Origin of the sequence: Lacticaseibacillus hulanensis, assembly GCF_004010095.1 — a bacterium.
Classification (GTDB): domain Bacteria; phylum Bacillota; class Bacilli; order Lactobacillales; family Lactobacillaceae; genus Lacticaseibacillus; species Lacticaseibacillus hulanensis.
In genome coordinates this window covers 26,065-44,715 of record NZ_RRYD01000001.1, presented here as the reverse complement: position 1 = coordinate 44,715, position 18,651 = coordinate 26,065, and the positions used below count along the sequence as shown (strand labels likewise).

The 18,651-nt window shown below is 51.8% G+C and carries 21 protein-coding genes and 1 tRNA gene; 9 read left to right on the top strand and 13 right to left on the bottom strand.

What is annotated here, in order from left to right; all coding sequences use genetic code 11:
- Positions 1-24 precede the first annotated feature (24 nt).
- From EKN00_RS00220 to EKN00_RS00200, 5 genes are all read right to left on the bottom strand, one after another.
- On the bottom strand, positions 25-2,268 hold the full coding sequence (locus EKN00_RS00220) for a RelA/SpoT family protein (RefSeq protein ID WP_127848124.1): 2,244 nt from the start codon (positions 2,266-2,268) through the stop codon (positions 25-27).
- A gap of 96 nt (positions 2,269-2,364) precedes the next feature.
- Positions 2,365-2,688, bottom strand: coding sequence for a hypothetical protein (locus tag EKN00_RS00215; RefSeq protein ID WP_127848123.1), 324 nt, complete (start codon positions 2,686-2,688; stop codon positions 2,365-2,367).
- Positions 2,689-2,760: 72 nt separating this feature from the next.
- Positions 2,761-3,489 (bottom strand): RsmE family RNA methyltransferase, encoded by a 729-nt coding sequence (locus tag EKN00_RS00210; protein ID WP_127848122.1) that lies wholly within the window; start codon positions 3,487-3,489, stop codon positions 2,761-2,763.
- On the bottom strand, positions 3,489-4,385 hold the full coding sequence (prmA, locus tag EKN00_RS00205; protein ID WP_127848121.1) for a 50S ribosomal protein L11 methyltransferase: 897 nt from the start codon (positions 4,383-4,385) through the stop codon (positions 3,489-3,491). The genes EKN00_RS00210 and prmA overlap by 1 nt, the downstream gene beginning before the upstream one ends.
- Before the next feature lie 12 nt (positions 4,386-4,397).
- Positions 4,398-4,877: a DUF3013 family protein gene (locus EKN00_RS00200; protein ID WP_127848235.1), complete on the bottom strand. Its 480-nt coding sequence runs from the start codon at positions 4,875-4,877 to the stop codon at positions 4,398-4,400.
- Positions 4,878-5,059: 182 nt separating this feature from the next.
- Here EKN00_RS00200 and EKN00_RS00195 point away from each other — a divergent pair, with 182 nt between their 5' ends.
- Complete coding sequence (locus EKN00_RS00195; protein ID WP_127848120.1) at positions 5,060-5,560, top strand: phosphatidylglycerophosphatase A family protein; 501 nt, start codon at positions 5,060-5,062, stop codon at positions 5,558-5,560.
- Positions 5,561-5,804: 244 nt separating this feature from the next.
- Here EKN00_RS00195 and EKN00_RS00190 read toward each other — a convergent pair whose 3' ends face one another.
- Positions 5,805-6,647, bottom strand: coding sequence for a hypothetical protein (locus tag EKN00_RS00190; protein ID WP_127848119.1), 843 nt, complete (start codon positions 6,645-6,647; stop codon positions 5,805-5,807).
- Between the two features lie 74 nt (positions 6,648-6,721).
- A complete protein-coding gene (locus tag EKN00_RS00185; protein WP_127848118.1) occupies positions 6,722-7,891 on the bottom strand; it encodes a hypothetical protein in 1,170 nt (389 codons plus the stop codon).
- Positions 7,892-8,725: 834 nt separating this feature from the next.
- Between EKN00_RS00185 and EKN00_RS00180 the strand changes: the two genes are divergently transcribed.
- The 4 genes from EKN00_RS00180 to EKN00_RS10785 all read left to right on the top strand — a co-directional run bounded on the left by EKN00_RS00180 (position 8,726) and on the right by EKN00_RS10785 (position 10,942).
- Positions 8,726-9,367 (top strand): XRE family transcriptional regulator, encoded by a 642-nt coding sequence (locus tag EKN00_RS00180; RefSeq protein WP_127848117.1) that lies wholly within the window; start codon positions 8,726-8,728, stop codon positions 9,365-9,367.
- A 75-nt stretch (positions 9,368-9,442) separates the two neighbouring features.
- On the top strand, positions 9,443-10,081 hold the full coding sequence (locus tag EKN00_RS00175; RefSeq protein WP_127848116.1) for a hypothetical protein: 639 nt from the start codon (positions 9,443-9,445) through the stop codon (positions 10,079-10,081).
- A gap of 28 nt (positions 10,082-10,109) precedes the next feature.
- Positions 10,110-10,679, top strand: coding sequence for a PH domain-containing protein (locus tag EKN00_RS11015; RefSeq protein WP_127848234.1), 570 nt, complete (start codon positions 10,110-10,112; stop codon positions 10,677-10,679).
- Positions 10,680-10,795: 116 nt separating this feature from the next.
- Entirely contained in the window at positions 10,796-10,942 is a 147-nt protein-coding gene (locus tag EKN00_RS10785) for an Arm DNA-binding domain-containing protein (protein WP_164847969.1), read from the top strand.
- Between the two features lie 121 nt (positions 10,943-11,063).
- Here the strand turns inward: EKN00_RS10785 and EKN00_RS00165 are convergent.
- Both EKN00_RS00165 and EKN00_RS00160 read right to left on the bottom strand, forming a co-directional pair.
- Positions 11,064-11,151: transfer RNA gene (locus EKN00_RS00165), tRNA-Ser, on the bottom strand.
- A gap of 77 nt (positions 11,152-11,228) precedes the next feature.
- Complete coding sequence (locus EKN00_RS00160) at positions 11,229-11,444, bottom strand: hypothetical protein (RefSeq protein ID WP_127848115.1); 216 nt, start codon at positions 11,442-11,444, stop codon at positions 11,229-11,231.
- 189 nt (positions 11,445-11,633) lie between these two features.
- Here EKN00_RS00160 and EKN00_RS00155 point away from each other — a divergent pair, with 189 nt between their 5' ends.
- A complete protein-coding gene (locus tag EKN00_RS00155) occupies positions 11,634-12,050 on the top strand; it encodes a hypothetical protein (protein WP_127848114.1) in 417 nt (138 codons plus the stop codon).
- A 71-nt stretch (positions 12,051-12,121) separates the two neighbouring features.
- Here the strand turns inward: EKN00_RS00155 and EKN00_RS00150 are convergent, their stop codons facing one another.
- Together EKN00_RS00150 and EKN00_RS00145 are read right to left on the bottom strand one after the other, a co-directional pair.
- Positions 12,122-12,430 carry a DUF960 domain-containing protein gene (locus tag EKN00_RS00150; RefSeq protein WP_127848113.1) on the bottom strand — a complete coding sequence of 103 codons (309 nt, stop codon included), beginning with the start codon at positions 12,428-12,430 and terminating at the stop codon, positions 12,122-12,124.
- Between the two features lie 10 nt (positions 12,431-12,440).
- Positions 12,441-12,902: a YbaK/EbsC family protein gene (locus EKN00_RS00145; RefSeq protein ID WP_241559430.1), complete on the bottom strand. Its 462-nt coding sequence runs from the start codon at positions 12,900-12,902 to the stop codon at positions 12,441-12,443.
- A 187-nt stretch (positions 12,903-13,089) separates the two neighbouring features.
- Here EKN00_RS00145 and EKN00_RS00140 point away from each other — a divergent pair, with 187 nt between their 5' ends.
- A complete protein-coding gene (locus EKN00_RS00140) occupies positions 13,090-13,419 on the top strand; it encodes a hypothetical protein (protein WP_127848111.1) in 330 nt (109 codons plus the stop codon).
- A 120-nt stretch (positions 13,420-13,539) separates the two neighbouring features.
- On the opposite strand, the gene EKN00_RS00135 is transcribed toward EKN00_RS00140, so the two are convergent.
- Positions 13,540-14,067, bottom strand: coding sequence for an adenine phosphoribosyltransferase (locus EKN00_RS00135; protein ID WP_127848110.1), 528 nt, complete (start codon positions 14,065-14,067; stop codon positions 13,540-13,542).
- A gap of 18 nt (positions 14,068-14,085) precedes the next feature.
- The gene (gene recJ, locus EKN00_RS00130; RefSeq protein ID WP_421825357.1) at positions 14,086-16,305 is read right to left on the bottom strand and encodes a single-stranded-DNA-specific exonuclease RecJ; all 2,220 of its coding nucleotides are present in this window, start codon (positions 16,303-16,305) and stop codon (positions 14,086-14,088) included.
- 213 nt (positions 16,306-16,518) lie between these two features.
- On the opposite strand from recJ, the gene galE reads away from it, so the two are divergent.
- A complete protein-coding gene (gene galE, locus EKN00_RS00125; RefSeq protein ID WP_127848108.1) occupies positions 16,519-17,508 on the top strand; it encodes a UDP-glucose 4-epimerase GalE in 990 nt (329 codons plus the stop codon).
- A 260-nt stretch (positions 17,509-17,768) separates the two neighbouring features.
- Positions 17,769-18,113: a hypothetical protein gene (locus EKN00_RS00120; protein WP_127848107.1), complete on the top strand. Its 345-nt coding sequence runs from the start codon at positions 17,769-17,771 to the stop codon at positions 18,111-18,113.
- Positions 18,114-18,651: the final 538 nt, after the last annotated feature.

Sequence of the window (18,651 nt, the reverse complement as noted above, 5' to 3'; positions counted from 1 at the left end):
CTATTTCCTTCTAAATACTACTTGCTAACCGTTTGCGCGCTTAACCTCGTACACATCCGGGATGTTCTTAATTGCTTCAATCATGCGGTCGAGGTGGGCAAGATTGCTGATGCCAACCGTTACGTGGATGTCGGCCATCTTGTCGTGATCAACGCGACCATTAATGTTGTTCAAGTTCTTCGTCTGGGCGTTCAGCACCTGCAGCACTTCATTGAGTAGCCCGCTACGGTTGAACCCGTAAATCTCGAGGTCGGCGTTAAAGGACTGGGTGTTGTCGCTCTTTTGCTGCCAGCTGACGTCAATCAGCCGGGATGCCTCTTCCGGATTGTTCGTTACGTTCGGGCAGTCCGCGCGGTGAATGGTTACCCCGCGGCCCTTCGTGACGTACCCGACGATTGGGTCACCGGGTACCGGCGAGCAACACTTGGCCAGGTGGACCAGCAGGTTGTCGACCCCTTCAATGATGACCCCTTCCCCACTACCAGCGCGGGTGCGCTTGGCGTTTGGGTTCGGCTTTTTGGTCTTGGAAACAGTCGTCACCTTTTTGTTCTGGCTCAGAATCGCCGCTTCACGTTCACGCTGTTCGGCGGCTTCCTTATCGTGCCGGTATTTTTCGGTCAAACGATTGGCGACGACCAGCGGGGTCAGCTCACCGTAGCCAATTGCGCTGAGCAGCTCGTCTTCGGAGGCGTAATTCAGGCGCTGAAGCAGGTTCTGCATTGGCTCCTTGCCCATGAAGTCCCCGGCGTTCAGACCCATCTCGTGCAGCTGGTGTTCCAGCATGTCACGGCCCTTAATGGCGTTGTCTTCCTTGTCCTCTTGCTTGAAGTAACGGCGAATCTTGTTACGGGCGCGGGAGGTGAAGACCAGGTTGACCCAGTCGCGGCTCGGGCTGCTGCTGGATGACGTGAGCATCTCGATGATGTCGCCGTTCTTCATTTGGTAGTTCAGCGGCACAATTTTGCCGTTAACCTTTGCGCCGACAGTGTGGTTCCCAACCTCGGTGTGAACAAGGTAGGCAAAATCGAGCGTGTTGGCGCCCTTCGGCAGTTCGAACACGTCGCCGCGTGGGGTGAACACGTAAACGCGATCACCAAAGACGTCACCCTTGACGCTTTCCATGAAGTCGGCAGCGTCCGTGCTCTCGTCCTGAATTTCGAGGATTTCGCGGAAGAAGTCCAGCTTCTTGCCGTCTTTGTCGTACTGAACCTTGCTGGTCTGGCCTTCCTTGTAAGCCCAGTGCGCCGCAACCCCGTATTCAGCAACGTGGTGCATTTCTTCCGTCCGAATTTGGACTTCAAGTGGCTTACCTTCAGGGCCAATCACCGTTGTGTGGATACTCTGGTAGAGGTTGGCCTTGGGCATTGCGATGTAGTCCTTAAACCGGCCCGGCATTGGCTTCCACTGGGTGTGAATCGCCCCGAGCACGGCGTAACAGTCCTTAATTGACTTGGTGACTACCCGAATTGCCAACAGGTCGTAGAGTTCATCGAACTGCTTGTGCTTGTCGCGCATCTTCTTGTAGATGGAGTAGATGTTCTTTGGCCGCCCGTAAATTTCGTATTCAATGTTCAAATCTGCCAGCGACTTCTTGATGTCCACGATGGCCGACTGGATGTACTGTTCCCGTTCGGTCCGCTTTGAGTTCATGAGTGACGCAATGCGGTGGTACTGCTGCGGGTTGAGGTAGCGCAGGGACAAGTCTTCAAGTTCCCACTTGATTGTGCTAATCCCCAAACGGTCAGCAAGGGGCGCAAAGATGTCGAGCGTTTCGCTGGCAATCCGGCGCTGCTTGTCGGGACGCAGGTGCATCAGGGTGCGCATGTTGTGCAGGCGGTCGGCGAGCTTAACCATGATGACCCGTAAATCTTTGGCCATCGCGATGAGCATTTTGCGGTGGTTTTCAGCCAGTTCGTCCTTGTGCGCCACGTAGGTTACCTTGCTCAGCTTGGTCAGCCCATCCACGATGACCGCAACGTCGTGGCCGAACAGTTCATTGATATCGCCGAGCGTGATGTTGGTGTCCTCGACCACGTCGTGCAGGTACCCAGACGCAACCGTTTCGGGATCCATCTTCAGTTTGGCGAGGATTCCCGCCACCTGAATTGGGTGAATAATGTATGGCTCGCCACTTTTACGCACCTGGTCTTTGTGTACATATGCCGCAAAATCATAGGCCTTCTTCACGAACTCCAAGTGTTCATCGTTCATGTAGCCCGCACAAATCGCGTAAACCTCATCTTGTGTCAGTTCTGGTTCTTCTGCCATAATGTCATCCCCTAAATACAATAAAAGCACGTCACCGATGTGCGTGCTAATACTCACGAATATCTAATTTTATTATACAAAAGCACCGCGAAAATACTAGTCCTTTGCAAGGGCAAGCAGGCTTGTGACCAAATATAGGCCGGCGAACCAGTAGTCATACTTTGCGTACCGCCAGAAAACCATTCCGGCAAAGAGAATTGGGAAGATTAGAATGACTGCCCAGACGATTTTGTGGTCCTTGACGTAGCGGCCAAGCCACCAAGCGAAGATGGTGTTAATGATGACGAAGAGAAACCCAACCCGATTAGCGGTCGAAATGTGAACAAGCTTGAAGAACAGCGGCGCAAGTACCGCCATGACCGCACTGAATACAATTGAAAGAGTTAGTGGCTTTTGCCACCATGAGTTGAGTTTTTGCATAAGAGCCTCCGAATTTGAATCTGATTTGTTGATTATAACCCGATACGTTCCCTAATCCAAATTTTTCCGGCCCTACATTAGTTCCGTAAACGTTGAAATGGCGCTGAGTAAATACAGTGGTGCCGTCTCGGTCCGCAAGATGCGGGGGCCAAGTCCGGCAAGCACGAAGCCCGCTTCGGTGAGTGCAGCGACTTCTTCAGGCGCGATGCCGCCTTCCGGACCAAAGACTGCGACCAGTGACTGCGGGTGCTGCTGCAACGTAGCAATTAACGCTGCGGTCTCGCCTTTTTTGGCACTTTCTTCGTAGGCGACAAGACGCGCGGCGCCCGGCAAGTCAGTGGCATCCGTCAGCTTCGGCAGATACCGCACTGTCGGCACGATATCGCGGTGGCTTTGCTCAGCCGCGCTTTGCGCAACCTGCTGGAGGCGGGCCAACTTCTTGGCCACCTTGTCCTGCTGCCACCGTACCGTCGCCCACTGACTACCCGTGAAGTAGATTGTGGTGGCACCCAATTCGGTGGCCTTCTGCGTAATCCATTCGGGCTTTTGCGCCTTGCTCAGACCGCAAACCAGGGTGACCCGTACCGGCAGTTCCACCTGCCGCTCAATTGGTGCTAACACTTCGACGGTCAGCGGTTTACCAGTGACGATTTGGACGCGAAAAGCCGCACCGGAACTAGCCAGCTCGAACACGTCACCCTCGGTCATGCGTAAAACGGTGACGGCGTGGTGCTCAATGTCTTTATCCAGCGTTACCCGTTTGCCGACTGCAAGTGGCTCGCTTGTGAAGTACCTTTGCATCAGTCTTCGCTCCTATACATTACGTCTAAGCCGAGCCAGTCACCCTCCTGGCGCCGTTCAACGACCTGCAGACCGTTTTTGGCCAGTGCGCGCAAGATGTTTTGTTCCTGTTCGGTGATAATTCCGGAGAGCAGCAGGTGCCCACCTGGTCGCAGCACACTCGGGATCTGGTCCATGAGTGGTACCAGCACGACGGGCAACATGTTTGCCAGCACGAGGTCAGCCTGCGCCTCGACCCCGTTCAGCAGGTCGCTAGCGATGACGTCGATATTGCTGACGGGGTTAAGCGCAATGTTCTTCTGCGCGCTCGCCACGGCCACGTCATCGATATCGGTGGCCAGAACGTGGCGAGCGCCCAGCTGCATCGCCGCAATCGCCAAGACTCCGGAGCCGGTACCAACGTCGATGACATCCTCGCCGCCGCGCAGGACGGTCTCGAGCAGGCCCAACGTCAGCCGGGTGGTTGGGTGCGTGCCGGTCCCGAATGCCTGGCCGGGATCCAAAATCAGCGGGATTTCACCCTCCTGCTCCGGCACGTATTTTTCCCAGCGCGGCACCACGGTCAGATACCGGGTCACCCGGTTGGCGTGGTAGTACTGCTCCCACGTGTGGGCCCAACTGGCATCGGCCACGGTGTCAGAGCTAACTTTGCCCTGACCGATGTTAATGCCAAACTGAGTGAGACCACTGACGCGCTGCTGAATCTCGGCGAGCCGCTCAGCGAGGGCGACGTCGGGTGGAAAGTACCCGGTGATTTTGGCCTGCCCGACAGCCAGGGTTTGGTCGGTATCGGTATCCGCCACCTGAATGCCCTCGGCGCCGGCTTCAAGCATCAAGTTGCTGATGGGTTCAACCGCTTCAGTTGTGGCATCGGCGGTAATCATTAACCATTCCATGAATCGATGCTCCTAATACTTCGGGTAGGCGTAGAAAACATCAGCCTTTGGTGCGGGCTGCTGCGCAATCGCCGCATCCAGTGCGTCTTGGTCGAACTGGACGGCGAACTCGTCGCCCTCGCTTGTGCCGTCAACAAAGTCCAGCAGGTCGCTTTCGCCATCATCCAGAACTTGCTGGAAGTATTCGAAGAACCCGTCAACTGTGGCTTGGTCAATGCCCTTCTTGCCGGCAAACGGAATGATGGTCAGGTAATCTTCCTTATAATCGTCGCCGTTAATCTTGGTCTTGTCGTAAAAAAGCACGGCGTCGTCGTAACTAACCTCGCCGGATTCCGCGACATCGCCCTCCTGGTTTTGGATTTGGTACTCTTGGTCAGTTGTGACCGTCATGGTATACTCCAGTTCAATCACGTGGGCTTCCTTGTCCCAGTTGAGGTTCAGGTCGCCGTCGAAATCGAGCGCGTCCATCTTGTCGCCAATGTAATCGAGCATGTTTGTGTCTGCTTTTGTCAAAATTTGCCTCCGTCACTTTTGCCGTCGTCTAAGTTAAATTGCTGCTAACTATTTTACCGCAAACTGCCTAGCCGCGATAGCTGTCGGGGAGGATTTAACCTTGCCTACATTTTCACGGCCCTTTGCGTTAAACTAGCCCTATTCGAAAGGAAGTCAAGATTATGGTCTACAATCCCAATTTTAAATACCCAGATACCGCGGCATTCGCTTACGTACTAGACACGTTTGCGCGGAAAAACGTGACGCCCCACAACATTGCGGAAGTTGTTTACGGCCTCCAGCACAAGTTCCTGCCGGATGCGACGGTCGATGAGTTCGAGGCGGAGGTCATCAACATCATGCACAAGCGGGAATTCCTCAATAACGCCATGGTCGGTCTGGCGCTCGATGACTTGGCGGCCAAGCACGCATTGCCGGAACCGCTGAACGCCATTATCACCAATGACGTGGGTGTGTTCGGGGTGGACGAAACTATTTCACTGGCTGTGGCGCAGCTGTCCGGATCAATTGGGGTCACGAACTACGGCTACCTCGACCGCACCAAGCCGGGCATTATGGATGAACTTGATAATGACGGCGGCAAAGTTAATACCTTCATTGATGATTTGGTCGGTGCCCTGGCTTCGGCGGTGGCCGGGAAGATGGCCCACAAGTACGCATAGCGCTTGATGGGCAGTGCTTGAGCTACTGATGGTGTGACCAGCATAAAAAATCGGGTCTGAGCGCCTGAGTACCGGATTGCCCGTACTAATTAACACAAACAGCTCCGCATCACGGTTCGTGCTTCGAATCGCGGTGCGGAGCTGTTTGCGTTGTTGGCTGATTCTGCTCGACAGCTTTAGCTGCTTTTTGGTTGTGTAGTGGCACTCGACCAACTCGACAAGTATTTTTACTTAGCAGGGTTAATTATTCATCAAAGCTGGTTGCGATAATCTCACTCTCTTGGTCGGGACCACATATTGCAAATCCCACCCTACCAAGGTTTTGAACTTCAAGTGCACCATCGCTCGTGACTTTGAAGAATGCAATGGCTGGGTCCATTACTGGGTCCACGTCAGCACCGTGTTCATACATATATTTATGATTTTCTCTGATATCAACGTGAAGCAGGCCTGACTCGTCGGTATAGAAGTCCCAAGAGGAATTCTTAGGGGTGCTGAAATCAAAAGCATCGGGTGCGTATTTTTTAATGTTGCGCAGAATCCAGTCCTTCACCTGCTTCGTGGTGAGGTTCCGCGTGTCAACCGTGCTTGAACTAGAAGCCGCGACGGTCTTGCTGCTGGTACTTGAGCTTGCGACCGAACTAGTCCGACTCGATGCCTTTTTAGCTTCGATTTGAGCGGATTTTTCGTGCTTCTTGCCCAGTGCCAGACTCTTTTTGTAAGTCGACAGATTGGCTTTAATCAATTTTTGCAATGAAGTCTTCGCGTACGCGTGTACTTTGTTGTTCGAGTCGGTCGCTTGAACTGTTGCTTTTTTCACGACCATCACCCATCCCTGAGTATCGCTGTCATGATCCCCGATGAATAGGCCGTCCGCGCGAGCTAAGACCCGTAGCTGATTGGTGGCCACTTTATTACTGTTTGCTTTGTAAAACGCGGCCATCGCGTAATCTTCGTCAGAGTATTTGACCTGTTTTGTGATTGATGACGAGCCCGATTGTTTCTGCTGCGGTGAACCAGCCGACTTCCCGCAACCGGCAACCCCCAGCATCAGCAAAGGAATAACAATCAATACTTTTAAATGCATAATCTCTCCTCGTTTCGTAGCGACGTGGTCAATTAATATGTGCATCCATAATTGTCCGGCACTGACTGGCACGATCACTGCCGGTTGAAGCGCCCGTAATAACCGAGTTGCTGCGAACGGACGGTGTAGGTGTCTGAATCAATGAGGTCGAAGGTCATTTGCTCTGTGTCACTACTGTCGAATGGATTGACCGCAATTCCCTCAAACAGCTGACCGCCTTCCCCGTCGCTGCCGGTGTTAGTCAACCCGCTTAAGTCAAACTGATACAGTGGCGCGCCATCACCTTCGTGGTACGCCGTCCATTCCCATTTACCATCTTGGTTTAAGATATCGGTTTGCTGCGGACCGCTATCGCTGACGGTGGAACTATCCTCACTGAAGTGGCCGGATAGTTGTTGCCAGGCAGTGGCCGCATTCGTACTGATGCCATTATCCGAAGATGATTCTGCGGCAGCGTTGTCTGCTCCAGCGTCATTTGTCGCTTCAATGATTGAAATCTGCTTAACCAGCTTCGTCAAATCACTACTCTGCCACAGTTTGCGCCACTGATCTTGCAGATTAACGTGTAACCCCTTTTTCAGATCCTCAACCCCAACAGTTGCTTCCTCGTTATTCAAATACGCGTCGTTACCGATAATCAGGATGACCGGCTGAGCTGTGTTCTCACCGCCCAATCCGTAAGCCTCGCTACCTGCTGGTGCATCCTCAATCAACTGATTGTTATGCGTTGCTTCCGTAGCAATGTTATCCCGAACTAGCTCCTGCCCACTGGGGGAATACTTACCCGCACCAGTCGTGAGCAGCACCAAGGCTAATTTTTGCTTAGTGTTCGGCTGGGTCGTTGGCTCCTTGGCAGAACTACTCGACGTTGCGGCAGAATTACGCGAACGACTGACGGTAACAGATTGATTGTTTGTTTTATCAGCCTGTTTGTGGGTGGCAAAGAAACCCACCAAAGCGATTACCACGATGATTGCGCCAATGATGGCGGCGATGATTATTTTGCGCCGTGCCGACGGATTACTTGGCTGCTTGGACCGGGTGCCCGTCAGCTCTGGTTGTATTTTCCCCTGTTTTGGCTGTCTTGATTCGGGTTTGACTGACTGGGCCATCTGGATTCCGGCTATTGCAGCCAACTTGTCTAAATCAAATCCACTGGCTTCCCCCTGCTTATATTCCGCATCGGTTGGGGCCCGGCCGGTCATTGCCTTGAATTGTTTTACCCATTCTTCGTTTGTTTTCATCTTTTACAACCCTTTTTATGTGGTTTGTGTCACTTACTGCATTCTCCGGCTCCCCTCGTGACGGCATAACAAAAGACCGGCCGTTACCACCCCCGTAATGGAGCAGTAATTCGAGGATCACTCGGGCTTTTGCAAATTTGCAAAAGCTTTTATGAGCGAATCATCTCGAAGCAATCGGCCGATCTTTTTTCGAAATATTCAAATACTGATAACATCATTAAACACCGTGCCGTCAGCGATGTCAAGGATTTCATGGCAATGAAATAAGTTTGTTGTTTGCGGAGTCTACACCGTCAACAATGCGTTCTATCGCAAACAGCACAAGACAATCTAAGGTTAGTTTTTTACCGGAATTGCAGTATAGGTTACGATGAAAATAATCATGACCGCTTGCGTGACAAGCGGCAGCAGGTCGATTGAAATAGCTGCCATGACTAGCCCTCCTTTTCTTTTTCAACAGGTTCCCGTTCTTTTAGGAAACCTTTGTGGTAAAAAATTCCATCATCTTGTCATCAGGCAAGTGTAAGGCCTTGGCGATGGCAACGATTTCTGACTGCTTAAATTCAGTTCAGCCATTGATACACCGGCTTAGTAAGACGCGATCAATCCTCGTACCCTACTTTTCCATATACTCAGCAAGTTCGGATTTTAAACCATTGCTGTGCATTTTCTCACGTTCATTTCTTTACGAAACATAGACTATCATCAGCTAAACGTGTCAACAACTTTTTGTTAGTTTACGCAACCTTTTTCTAAAATAACGCAATTTGGTGATACTAAAACGCAACATCAGATGCATAATAATGTCATCATCTATGGGAAAGAAGGACAATCATGTTCGACCTAAAACAACGCCGCGAACAGCTTGGAATTTCTCAAGATGAAGTGGCTAACGCGGTCAAAGTATCACGTGGTACTGTTTCCAAGTGGGAAACAGGCGACATCGCTAATATGAAACGGGACAAGATTGCAGCTCTTTCTGCATTACTGCATGTCAGTCCATTAACCATTCTAGGCATGGACGATACGGAACCAGAAGTAATCACACCGATGCATTCTTATCCCTACTTCGACACAGATATAGCTGCGGGTGCTTTAACGACCGTAGCAGGTCTCGACAACGCCGAGCGGCTGCAGCTATCCGATGCAGTTCTTGGCCGTTATGCTGGAGACAAGGATATATTCGTAACGAATGTTAGCGGCGAGTCGATGAACAGAATCATTCCGAACAATTCGCTTATAGTGGTTAAGGAGATTGACAATATTCAAGATCTATCCGATGGTAAAATAGTTGTGTTCACCGAGGACGGCGTTAATTACTCAGTCAAACGCTTCTATGACAACCCATCTGCCAACACCATTACTTTTGTTCCAGATTCGAATGATACGAGTTATCGACCCATCGTCTTCCGCTACGAAGATATGGATGGCATTCGCATCATCGGCCGCGTAGTGGTCTACGTGGTAGAACTATAAAAATAGCCCCTTCCTGGTTCGATTCCAGTCTTGGGTCATTGCACTAAAAAATAATCTCGGGGGAGAGAAAAAGTTATGAAGAAGATTGTCGGTATCACTGTGGCCGCTCTGGCCATGCTAGCCCTTGCTGGGTGTAGTAGTAGCAGCACCAGCTCTAAAGACGCAGCAACGATTTCATCCTTGAAGAAGGAGAACAAGAAGCTGACTTCTGATAATAAGAAGTACAAAAAAATGTTCGATGAGTTATCTGGCGGAGACTCGTCAGCGGACTCGTCGTCTTCCACCGATAAGTCCGACTCGGCTGAAACCTACAAGATTGGCCAAGAAGCAGACTTCGGCAACGGCTCTAAGAAACAGCTTGGGCTGACCATTACAGCCGCTGACCAGCACTGGAATGCCTTCGCTCGTGAGCAAGGCGATTCTATCTTTGAAGGTAAGCAACCCAACACTGTCCAGGTGCAGATTAAGTACACTAATTTCGCGCTGGGTGAGTCCTACCTGCCCAGCACCAGTGAGCTAAACGTGTACGATGAAAATGGTACCGCTGCAACCCCTCTCGACTACCAAGAAGGCCAGACCGAAGTAACTGATGGTCATACCGGAACAACCACGGTGTGGTACGTCTTCGACAAGCCCTTCTCGCAGATCAAGAAGTTCACGATTGAGTACGTACCGGATGATACGCCACTAGCAACTTGGACAATTTCTAAATAGCACAAAAAATATTTTTTGGAGGGGTATTATGGCAAAGCAAGAATTAAATGACTACGCGCAGCAGCTTGAGCGCGCGGGGCTGCCCAAAGCAGTCTTTACCCGTAAAGAGATGAACTACCTGCCGGAGGTCATCCGCGATGGTGAGGAGCTGCTCTACGCTGTCAGTGGGATGTACGATAACAATACTTGGCTCGTGGCCTGCACAAACTCACGTGTGCTGTTGCTCAACAAGGGCATGGTCTATGGACTCAAACAGGTTGATGTACCACTCGACAAAATTAATGCCGTCTCCTTTAAGACTGGTGTCCTCTTTGGTTCAATCGAAGTTCAGAATGGCGCGTCCTTCATGAAGATTGAGACTATCGACAAGAAGGTCGTGAAATTCATGGCCGACACCATCAAGTCAGCTGCTCAAGACTTTACGGCTAAGCAAAACGGCGGGTATAAGCAAGCTCAGACCGCAGCTCCAGCAGAGTCTACATCTACGGACCTGCCCCTAATTGCTGATGAACTGATAAAGCTCAAGGGCCTCGTTGATGCTGGGTTCTTAACCCAGGAAGAATTTGACACGCAAAAGGCTAAGCTGCTTAACAAATAAAACCACATAAAAAAGACCCACCTGTTCCTTGGCCGGTCAGGGTGAGTCAGCAGAAAAAGTGTACATAGGTACGCGCTTTTCGTGTACCGATTTTACCATAAATTGGAGTAACTATCATGGCTCAGATTTATAAAGGCGGCAAAACATGGAGTTACCTAGCATCGTATGTTGACATCCAGGGCAAACAGCGCCAACCCTCTAATGGCGGGTTCGGCAGCCAAGCACTAGCCAAGGCCGATGTTTTGGCCCTATCTGAGCTGTAATTTGTGCACTCAATGTGCACTCAAAATTTGAAGACAACAAAAACCAACGAAAAACAAAACCCCAGAATGCCTTTATATCAGGCTTTCTGGGGTTCAAGCGAAACCAACAAACGGCTACAAAAGGAGAGTACAGGATTTGAACCTGCGCGCCGGTATTAGCCGGTTCGACGGATTTCGAGTCCGTTGCATTACCACTCTGCCAACTCTCCATCAACAGAACGTTTGTAATTATAGCAAATTATTGCTGGGTTGAAAAGTGATAACCAGCAATCATCCGTAAAACGGACTATTTTAGCTGCGACAGCACCTTAAACAGGACCTCTTCCGTGAACTGGCGGCATTCTGCTAGTGTCATGGTCAATTCTGCAGCCTGGTCGGGTTCGTCCTTGCTCCCCTCGCGCCACTCGGTTACGCGCTTTGCGACCTTGTCTTCGGTGAACTGGGCGCTAACGACTTCATCACTGCACCGGGCAATTAGCGCCCGCAATTCTGTGTCTTTCATAAACTATTAACTCCTTATCCCATCTATAAAGTCAGTCCTATGCAAAAATAACGGTTACATTATGAATAAACTTATGTCAAATATAATCAAACAATTTTGCGTATAAACGTATGATAATCTTGCATATTAGTTTATTAATTGGTAAGCTGTTTTTGTAAGCGATTAACAAACGAATATGGGGGGATTAACATGTACACCAACGCATACATTTCAACAGTTTCTAGCCACCTGGACCGCCTGCTGGTCTTCAAGCAAGTCTTTGCAGAACACATCAACACGTGTCAGCGGATTGTTTGTGGCAAGTGCCTTGCTACCGAAAGCACCACATCTTTGTACAGTCACCTGCTGCGGAACTTGGCCCGCTTTGTGCCATTCACCAAGGAAGTTGAGGAAATGGCTGTTCCCGAAGAATTTGCGGACGTTCACGCCGGCATTGTCGATGGCCTGCAAAAATACGAGGATGCCATGACCCACATCCTTCTGGCCATGAAGGGCACCCAATTGGATCAACGCGAGTTCAAAATTGGGTTGAGCGAGCAACAACGTGCCCTCGACAACATTGACTTCGAATATTTTGACATCATTCGTTACCGCGCAGAGGCATAAATCAAAATGAATAAGCAAAACGCTGTTTGGGGCTGACCACAAGTTAATTAGTGGTCAGCCCCAAACCTTTTTTATTCGATTTCGTCCTCAAGCAAGATTGTCTGCGCGTTCCCGTCGTCATAGGCGTACACAGCATCCGGCAGGCTTGGCTTGTAGTCGTAATTAAGGTCAACGGCCAGTCCGCCCTCCAGCTTGGATTCGGAAAATTCCACCTGCAACTGCCCATCGTTGTTCTTGAAGCTGAACTTGAGTAGGTTCTGCAGTGGGAATACGCCCTGAAGGTTATTGTCAATAATCGCCCAGACCGCATCGATGATTGGTCCTGGTGTCCGCGAAATCACCCCGAACGTCGCGAACCGATTTTGATTTGCACTAAACATATTGTCCTCCTTACTGCTCGGCGGTCGCGAAGTCCGCAAACTTGGCACCGACAAACTTGGCCAATTCTTCAGCATTCACCTTCACCGACCGGCCAATCTTCCCCGCACTGATGATGATTTCACCGGCCGCCTTAGCCTCATTGGCGAAATAAATCGGGTAATTGTGCCGGGCGTGAATCCCCACCGGATTATTGGCGCCGTGCTCGTAGCCGCTGGTCTTGACTAGGTCCTTGAGCGGCACCATGCCGACCTTCTTATTCCCCGATACCTGGCTGAGTTTCTTGTAGTCGATGTGCATATCCAGCGGGACAATCCCAACAACAGGGCCCGTCTTGTTCCCCGTCAGCACCAGCGTTTTGTACACCAAGTGCCGTGGAACCGCCATCTCTTCAGTACTAATCTGCATGACGTCACCATCTTGGTGCGTTGAAAATGCGACGGGTGCGTACGCGATGTGCGCTGCGTCCAACATTTTTTCTACTAACGTCTTCTCGGCGTCTTTAATCTTCTTTTTGCCCAAAGTGGCCACCTCACTTATCCTAACTAATTGTAAACGAATCGCGGTCAAAGTTAAACTCTCAATGAAAATACGCCGAAAGCCCTTCCGAGAAAGCGCGAACATGGTATGCTAGTAGTAGATGCAGAAAGAGGTTAGGCATATGTTCAAGAAAATTTTGTATGGAGCACTAATAGTATTAACCGCATTGCTGTGGGGGGTAACTGCGTTTGCGAAACCGAATAGCAACAATACCGTTCGGGTCGCCGGCATCACCCACCACCAGCAACCCAAATTGAACAAGCCTAGCAACGATCCTGATCCGCTGGCCAAATACCGCGCTTCAGAGGCAACCAAGCAGTTCTGCACCTGGGTTCTAGGTGCCTCGGCCGCGTTCATGGTACTGTGTCCGATTGCGGCCTGGGAAATCACCCTGCCCCGAGCGAAGAATTCCGCGAAGCTAAACAACCACAACTTCAAAACCCAAGTCTGAGGTCTGGGCGGTAACTGTACTGGTGCCACCAAGCAGACCAATACATCACATATTAGCAAATAAAATTAGCCCGGTAGCAAAAACCGTTTTTGTGGTTTTGCTACCGGGCTAATGTTTTATCTATGCACCGTCGAATTCGGTGAGTGACAGGATATCGTAATTCTTAATCTTGTCACGTCCGTGCAAATCCTTCAGTTCAACGATGAACGCGGTCCCGACGACAATGCCGCCAAGACGTTCAACCAGTTCGATGGTGGCTGCAATTGTCCCACCGGTTGCGAGCAAATCATCGCAGACGAGGACCCGCTGGCCGGGCTTGATGGCGTCCTTGTGCAGGTACAAGGTGGACTGGCCGTATTCAAGCCCATAACTAGCACTCACGGTTTCGCGAGGCAGCTTGCCCTTCTTCCGGGCTGGGGCGAACCCAACACCCAGCTTGTAGGCAACTGGACAGCCGACGATAAAGCCACGAGCTTCAGGGCCAGCAATCATTTCGACACCCTTGTCTTGCGCGTAACGTGCAATTGCATCAGTTGCTGCAGCGTACGCAGCGCCATCAGCCATCAGGGGCGAAATGTCACGGAAGATTACACCTGGTTCTGGGAAATCAGGAACACTGGCGATGTAATCCTTAAAATTTAGACTCATTATTAATTCCTCACATTCTTAATCACGGTAGCGCAGTAGCTCAGTTTGCAGAGCGCCGCGACCCGCCGTTTGCAAGTGCTTGGCGAGCACTAATGCATTTTTGCGTTCTTGGTAGGCAGGCGCGTCTTCAAGGGCATGTTTCTGCGGATTGGTGACTACCGAAATTAACGCACCATCTATACTAACAAATTTCAGCTGGAAAAACACCTGTACGATGAGGATTACTTGATTAATGTTGAGATGACATTCACGGGCGAGCACGCCCAATTTGTGTTTGTCGAATTGGGGGTGGGCACGCAGGTAGCGCAGCACCGTGCCAAACTCGGTTCTAGTTGGCACATCAATCAAATCGGTGGGCGTTGCAAAGAACATAATCCGCACCGGCAGCGTCACCTTCTGCATGACTGCAGCCAGTTCCGCCGTTGTGTGCGGCAGGTCCACCAACACCACGTTGGCCGTGCCTTCTTCAAGCTTGCTTGCCATCACGGTTGGGCCGCCAAACTGGAATTGATTCGTTAACCGTCTTGCGGCAACCGCATCAAAGAACACGTACGTTGCCGCTGCCGCGACGCGCTGCGCGGAGATCATCGGCTCGCGCAGATCAATGACGTCGTTGGCCTGAATCTGAATATCCTTGATTTCAAGTTGCAGGCTCGTGCGCCCGTTGAAGGTGTTTTCGCCAATCGTGAAGGCCAGCTTCACCTTCTCGGCCGCCGCCAATTTCGTCGCGATTGCCCCCATGTTAAAGGCAATTGTGCCGATACTGCCGTCAATGCGAAAACGCAGGTGCTTGCCTTCCCGACCAATTTGCTTCACGGAGTCCACGACACTCGGTACCATGGTGAAAATCGGTTGCGGGTTGCCCTCACCAAATGGCGCAAGCTGACGCAGGGCCTCATAGGTACCAGTCGTGATGTCACTAGCGTCGATGCGACCACTGATTGGTAGTGGCATCTTCGGGTGCTCTTTGAGGATTGGTTCTGCGGCATCACTTAAGACGTCGCGCAACTTGTCGATGTTCTCTGCAGGCAAACTCATTCCGGCGGCAGCGGCGTGCCCCCCAAAGTGCGTCATCAGATCCGCACCCAGCTGCAAGCCCTTGAACAGGTGGAACGCCGGAACCGACCGCCCACTACCCTTGGCCACACCCGTTTCGGGATCAACGGTCAGAATTAGCGTCGGCTTGCCGGTTGCCTCGACCACCTTGCTGGCAACAATCCCAAGAACGCCCTGATGCCAGCCTTCGTGGGCAATTACTAGTGCACTTTTCTTCTGGTTTTCCGGGCTTTGCGCCTCGGCCAGCGCAATATCCGCAATTCCGGCAACTGTATCTTGCCGCTTCCGGTTGGTCTGGTCGATTTGTTCCGCCAATTCTTTGGCAACGTCCTGATCAAACGTCGACAGTAGCGTCACGCCAGGCGTGGCATCACCCATGCGCCCAATTGCGTTGAGCCGAGGAGCGATGACAAAGCCGACCGTGGTTTCGTCAACCGTCTTTGGGTCCACCTTAGCTGCAGCGAGCAGCGCCGCAATCCCCGTGCGTGGCGATTCGCGAATCATTTGCAGACCAGCCTGAACGAAGATGCGGTTTTCATCAGTCAAACTCACGACGTCGGCAATTGCGCCGAGCGCGGCCAAATCGATGCTCTCGACGGGCACCTCATCAAGAAGCGCCGTCGCAACCTTGAGGGCAACCCCGGCCCCGCTTAATTCACCAAACGGGTAGTTACTTCCAGGGTAGCGCGGGTGAACCACAGCCACCGCGTCGGGCAGCACGTCGGGTAATTCGTGGTGGTCGGTGACGACGACGTCCATACCGTTCGCCATTGCCCACGCGATTTCGTCGTGCCCACTGACTCCGTTATCGACGGTGATGAGCAGGGTCGTCCCAGACTGCTGAAGCCGCTCATAGACATCACGGTTTGGTCCGTAGCCATCGGTGAAGCGATTCGGAATGTAGACGCTAGGTTCGGCGCCAATGCTCTCGAGTGCTTCCTTCATGATGGTCGTGCTGGTCAAACCGTCGACATCGTAGTCCCCGTAAATGGTGATTTGCTCACCGGATTCAACCGCGGTCATAATCCTAGTGACGGCCTTTTCCATGTCGTGGAGCAGGAATGGGTCGTGCAAATCCTCGAGGTGGGGTTCGATGAAATGGCCCCATTTAGCAGCCGAATCGATGCCCCGGGCCACCGCCAATTTGGCGACGAGCGGCGGCAGCTGCGCGTCATTCACCATTTTCTGAACTTGCTGTTGGTCCGGTTCAGTTTGTAATTGCCAATCGTATCGTGAGTCCACTGTATCGTTCCTTTCTTGACAATTCATTATAGCAAATGTCGAAGTGCAATTCAGAGTAAAACATGGTCGCCAGACGAAATACAGGCAAGACGGAGAATAATTCGGCAAAGTTTGATAGAATGGGAGCATACAGACAACTTGGAGGATGATTCTATGACAGTTTTAGTTCTCGGTGGCGCCGGCTACATTGGCTCCCACGCGGTTGATCGCCTGCTGGACAACGGTTATGACGTGGCAGTGGTCGACAACCTGGTTACCGGACACAAGGAGGCCGTGCGCAAGGAAGCACGCCTGCACATCGGTGACGTTCGCGACAAGGCATTCTTGCGCAAAGTCTTCACTGAAGAAAACGTTGAGGGTGTCGTGCACTTTGCCGCCTTCTCCGTTGTTCCGGAAAGCATGAAGGACCCGCTCAAGTACTTTGACAACAACACTGGTGGGATGATCACCCTGCTGGAAGTCATGCACGAGTTCAACGTCGCGAACATCGTCTTCTCCTCCACCGCCGCAACGTACGGTGAACCGAAGCAGATTCCAATTAAGGAAACCGACCCCCAGATTCCAACGAACCCATACGGCGAAAGCAAGCTGGCCATGGAAAAAATCATGCACTGGTCCGATGTAGCTTACGGAATTAAGTTCGTTGCCCTGCGCTACTTCAACGTCGCAGGTGCTAAGCCGGATGGTTCGATTGGTGAAGATCACAATCCTGAAACCCACCTGATTCCAATCATCCTGCAAGTCGCTGCTGGCAAGCGCGACAAGCTGCAGATTTTCGGCAGTGACTACCCAACCAAGGACGGCACCAACGTTCGCGATTACGTGCACGTCGTTGACCTGGCTGACGCTCACATTTTGGCGCTCAAGTACCTGGCAGATGGCAACGACAGCAATGCCTTCAACCTGGGCTCCGCAACCGGCTTTTCCAACCTGGAAATCCTGGAAGCAGCTCGCCGCGCAACGGGCAAGGAAATCCCAGCCGTAATGGCACCCCGGCGCCCCGGCGACCCTTCAACACTCATTGCCGCATCCGACAAGGCCCGCGACATTCTGGGCTGGAAGCCGCAGTACGATGACGTGGAGAAGATTATTGCTAGTGCGTGGAACTGGCACGAGAAGCACCCAAACGGTTATAAAGGTTAATTAACTCTCAGTAAGCCCCCAGACATTTTTGTGTCTGGGGGTTTTACTATGCATTCGCAATGCTTGCGCGACAAAAATGTTCAATGCAATTTAGGAAAAGTGCATGGATGGCGCCCCATTTGTCTGAAATTACTCTGACGAAAAATTTCTATCCCGCGTCCTGACTGGGGCCGGGCCGCGATTGCCCCATTGGCGCGGCGTGAACCGTATATAATCGAAGTGTAGATAAGCGTCAAGAATTTGCGAAAGGAATGATCCAAATGCGCAAAAACGAAACACGCGAAACCAAACGGTATGGGGAGATTGTGTTGTGCCTAGCCGGCGGGTTAATTGGCCTGATGGTTGCCCTGCTTGAACAAACAGCAAATAACGCGGTCCAGTTCGAGATGGGCGATGCGGTGCCAATTGACGGACGGGCATTCGGCCTGATGATTGCGGCCATCTTCGCGATTTGCCTGCCCTTCTTCATGAATGATAACCGCACTGTCGTCATTACCGCATTATATATCTGCGGCGCCTTCGCCATTATTTGCGGCGGACTGCCTGCAATCATCTCAGGTGCCCTCATCATGGTCGGCGCGACGGTCGGACTCTTCAGGGCGTGATTGGCACTTTCGCTGTCTGGCAGCTCAGTCCTTAGTGGTATGGGGACCGCGACTGGGCGGGGCCGTTGCGCGTTCCGTGCGGCTGGGATTTTCCGTGCGGCCGGTTGAAGCCCCAAAAGCGGGGTCTTCAACCTAAAAATTCAGCCCCGCATCTGCTTCTTGGGGTTACAAACTTAATATGTGTGGTTAAGACCTGCTGGGGAATCTTGTCCTCCCTGGCGGGTCTTAATTTTTGCCGGCTATGGTGTGGAGAAGCCCGGCGCAAAAACCGCACCGGTCTTCTCTCACCATAGCTTTCACAGGAAAATCCCAGCCGCACTACACGCACACCGACCCCGGCCAGTCGCTACATCGTGGTTAGAGAACTAACGGTACAGGCGATGTTTAAGTAGAACTAAGAAATTCATGACCCCGGTAGCTACCTTAGATCTGTTCGGTAGCCATCCGTGAACTGATCCTGAATTTGGTTTTATGCGGCTATCCAGCGGAGCGTTGTGGGGTTTGGTTGGAGGGTCCGGGCTGGGCCTCGGGTGTGCCG

Bases quoted from the DNA above. Each gene is read 5' to 3' on its own strand.
- EKN00_RS00220 (WP_127848124.1), bottom strand. From the start codon at position 2,268: ATGGCAGAAGAACCAGAACTGACACAAGATGAGGTTTACGCGATTTGT.
- EKN00_RS00215 (WP_127848123.1), bottom strand. From the start codon at position 2,688: ATGCAAAAACTCAACTCATGGTGGCAAAAGCCACTAACTCTTTCAATT.
- EKN00_RS00210 (WP_127848122.1), bottom strand. From the start codon at position 3,489: ATGCAAAGGTACTTCACAAGCGAGCCACTTGCAGTCGGCAAACGGGTA.
- prmA (WP_127848121.1), bottom strand. From the start codon at position 4,385: ATGGAATGGTTAATGATTACCGCCGATGCCACAACTGAAGCGGTTGAA.
- EKN00_RS00200 (WP_127848235.1), bottom strand. From the start codon at position 4,877: ATGCTCGATTACATTGGCGACAAGATGGACGCGCTCGATTTCGACGGC.
- EKN00_RS00195 (WP_127848120.1), top strand. From the start codon at position 5,060: ATGGTCTACAATCCCAATTTTAAATACCCAGATACCGCGGCATTCGCT.
- EKN00_RS00190 (WP_127848119.1), bottom strand. From the start codon at position 6,647: ATGCATTTAAAAGTATTGATTGTTATTCCTTTGCTGATGCTGGGGGTT.
- EKN00_RS00185 (WP_127848118.1), bottom strand. From the start codon at position 7,891: ATGAAAACAAACGAAGAATGGGTAAAACAATTCAAGGCAATGACCGGC.
- EKN00_RS00180 (WP_127848117.1), top strand. From the start codon at position 8,726: ATGTTCGACCTAAAACAACGCCGCGAACAGCTTGGAATTTCTCAAGAT.
- EKN00_RS00175 (WP_127848116.1), top strand. From the start codon at position 9,443: ATGAAGAAGATTGTCGGTATCACTGTGGCCGCTCTGGCCATGCTAGCC.
- EKN00_RS11015 (WP_127848234.1), top strand. From the start codon at position 10,110: ATGGCAAAGCAAGAATTAAATGACTACGCGCAGCAGCTTGAGCGCGCG.
- EKN00_RS10785 (WP_164847969.1), top strand. From the start codon at position 10,796: ATGGCTCAGATTTATAAAGGCGGCAAAACATGGAGTTACCTAGCATCG.
- EKN00_RS00160 (WP_127848115.1), bottom strand. From the start codon at position 11,444: ATGAAAGACACAGAATTGCGGGCGCTAATTGCCCGGTGCAGTGATGAA.
- EKN00_RS00155 (WP_127848114.1), top strand. From the start codon at position 11,634: ATGTACACCAACGCATACATTTCAACAGTTTCTAGCCACCTGGACCGC.
- EKN00_RS00150 (WP_127848113.1), bottom strand. From the start codon at position 12,430: ATGTTTAGTGCAAATCAAAATCGGTTCGCGACGTTCGGGGTGATTTCG.
- EKN00_RS00145 (WP_241559430.1), bottom strand. From the start codon at position 12,902: ATGTTGGACGCAGCGCACATCGCGTACGCACCCGTCGCATTTTCAACG.
- EKN00_RS00140 (WP_127848111.1), top strand. From the start codon at position 13,090: ATGTTCAAGAAAATTTTGTATGGAGCACTAATAGTATTAACCGCATTG.
- EKN00_RS00135 (WP_127848110.1), bottom strand. From the start codon at position 14,067: ATGAGTCTAAATTTTAAGGATTACATCGCCAGTGTTCCTGATTTCCCA.
- recJ (WP_421825357.1), bottom strand. From the start codon at position 16,305: ATGGTGAATGACGCGCAGCTGCCGCCGCTCGTCGCCAAATTGGCGGTG.
- galE (WP_127848108.1), top strand. From the start codon at position 16,519: ATGACAGTTTTAGTTCTCGGTGGCGCCGGCTACATTGGCTCCCACGCG.
- EKN00_RS00120 (WP_127848107.1), top strand. From the start codon at position 17,769: ATGCGCAAAAACGAAACACGCGAAACCAAACGGTATGGGGAGATTGTG.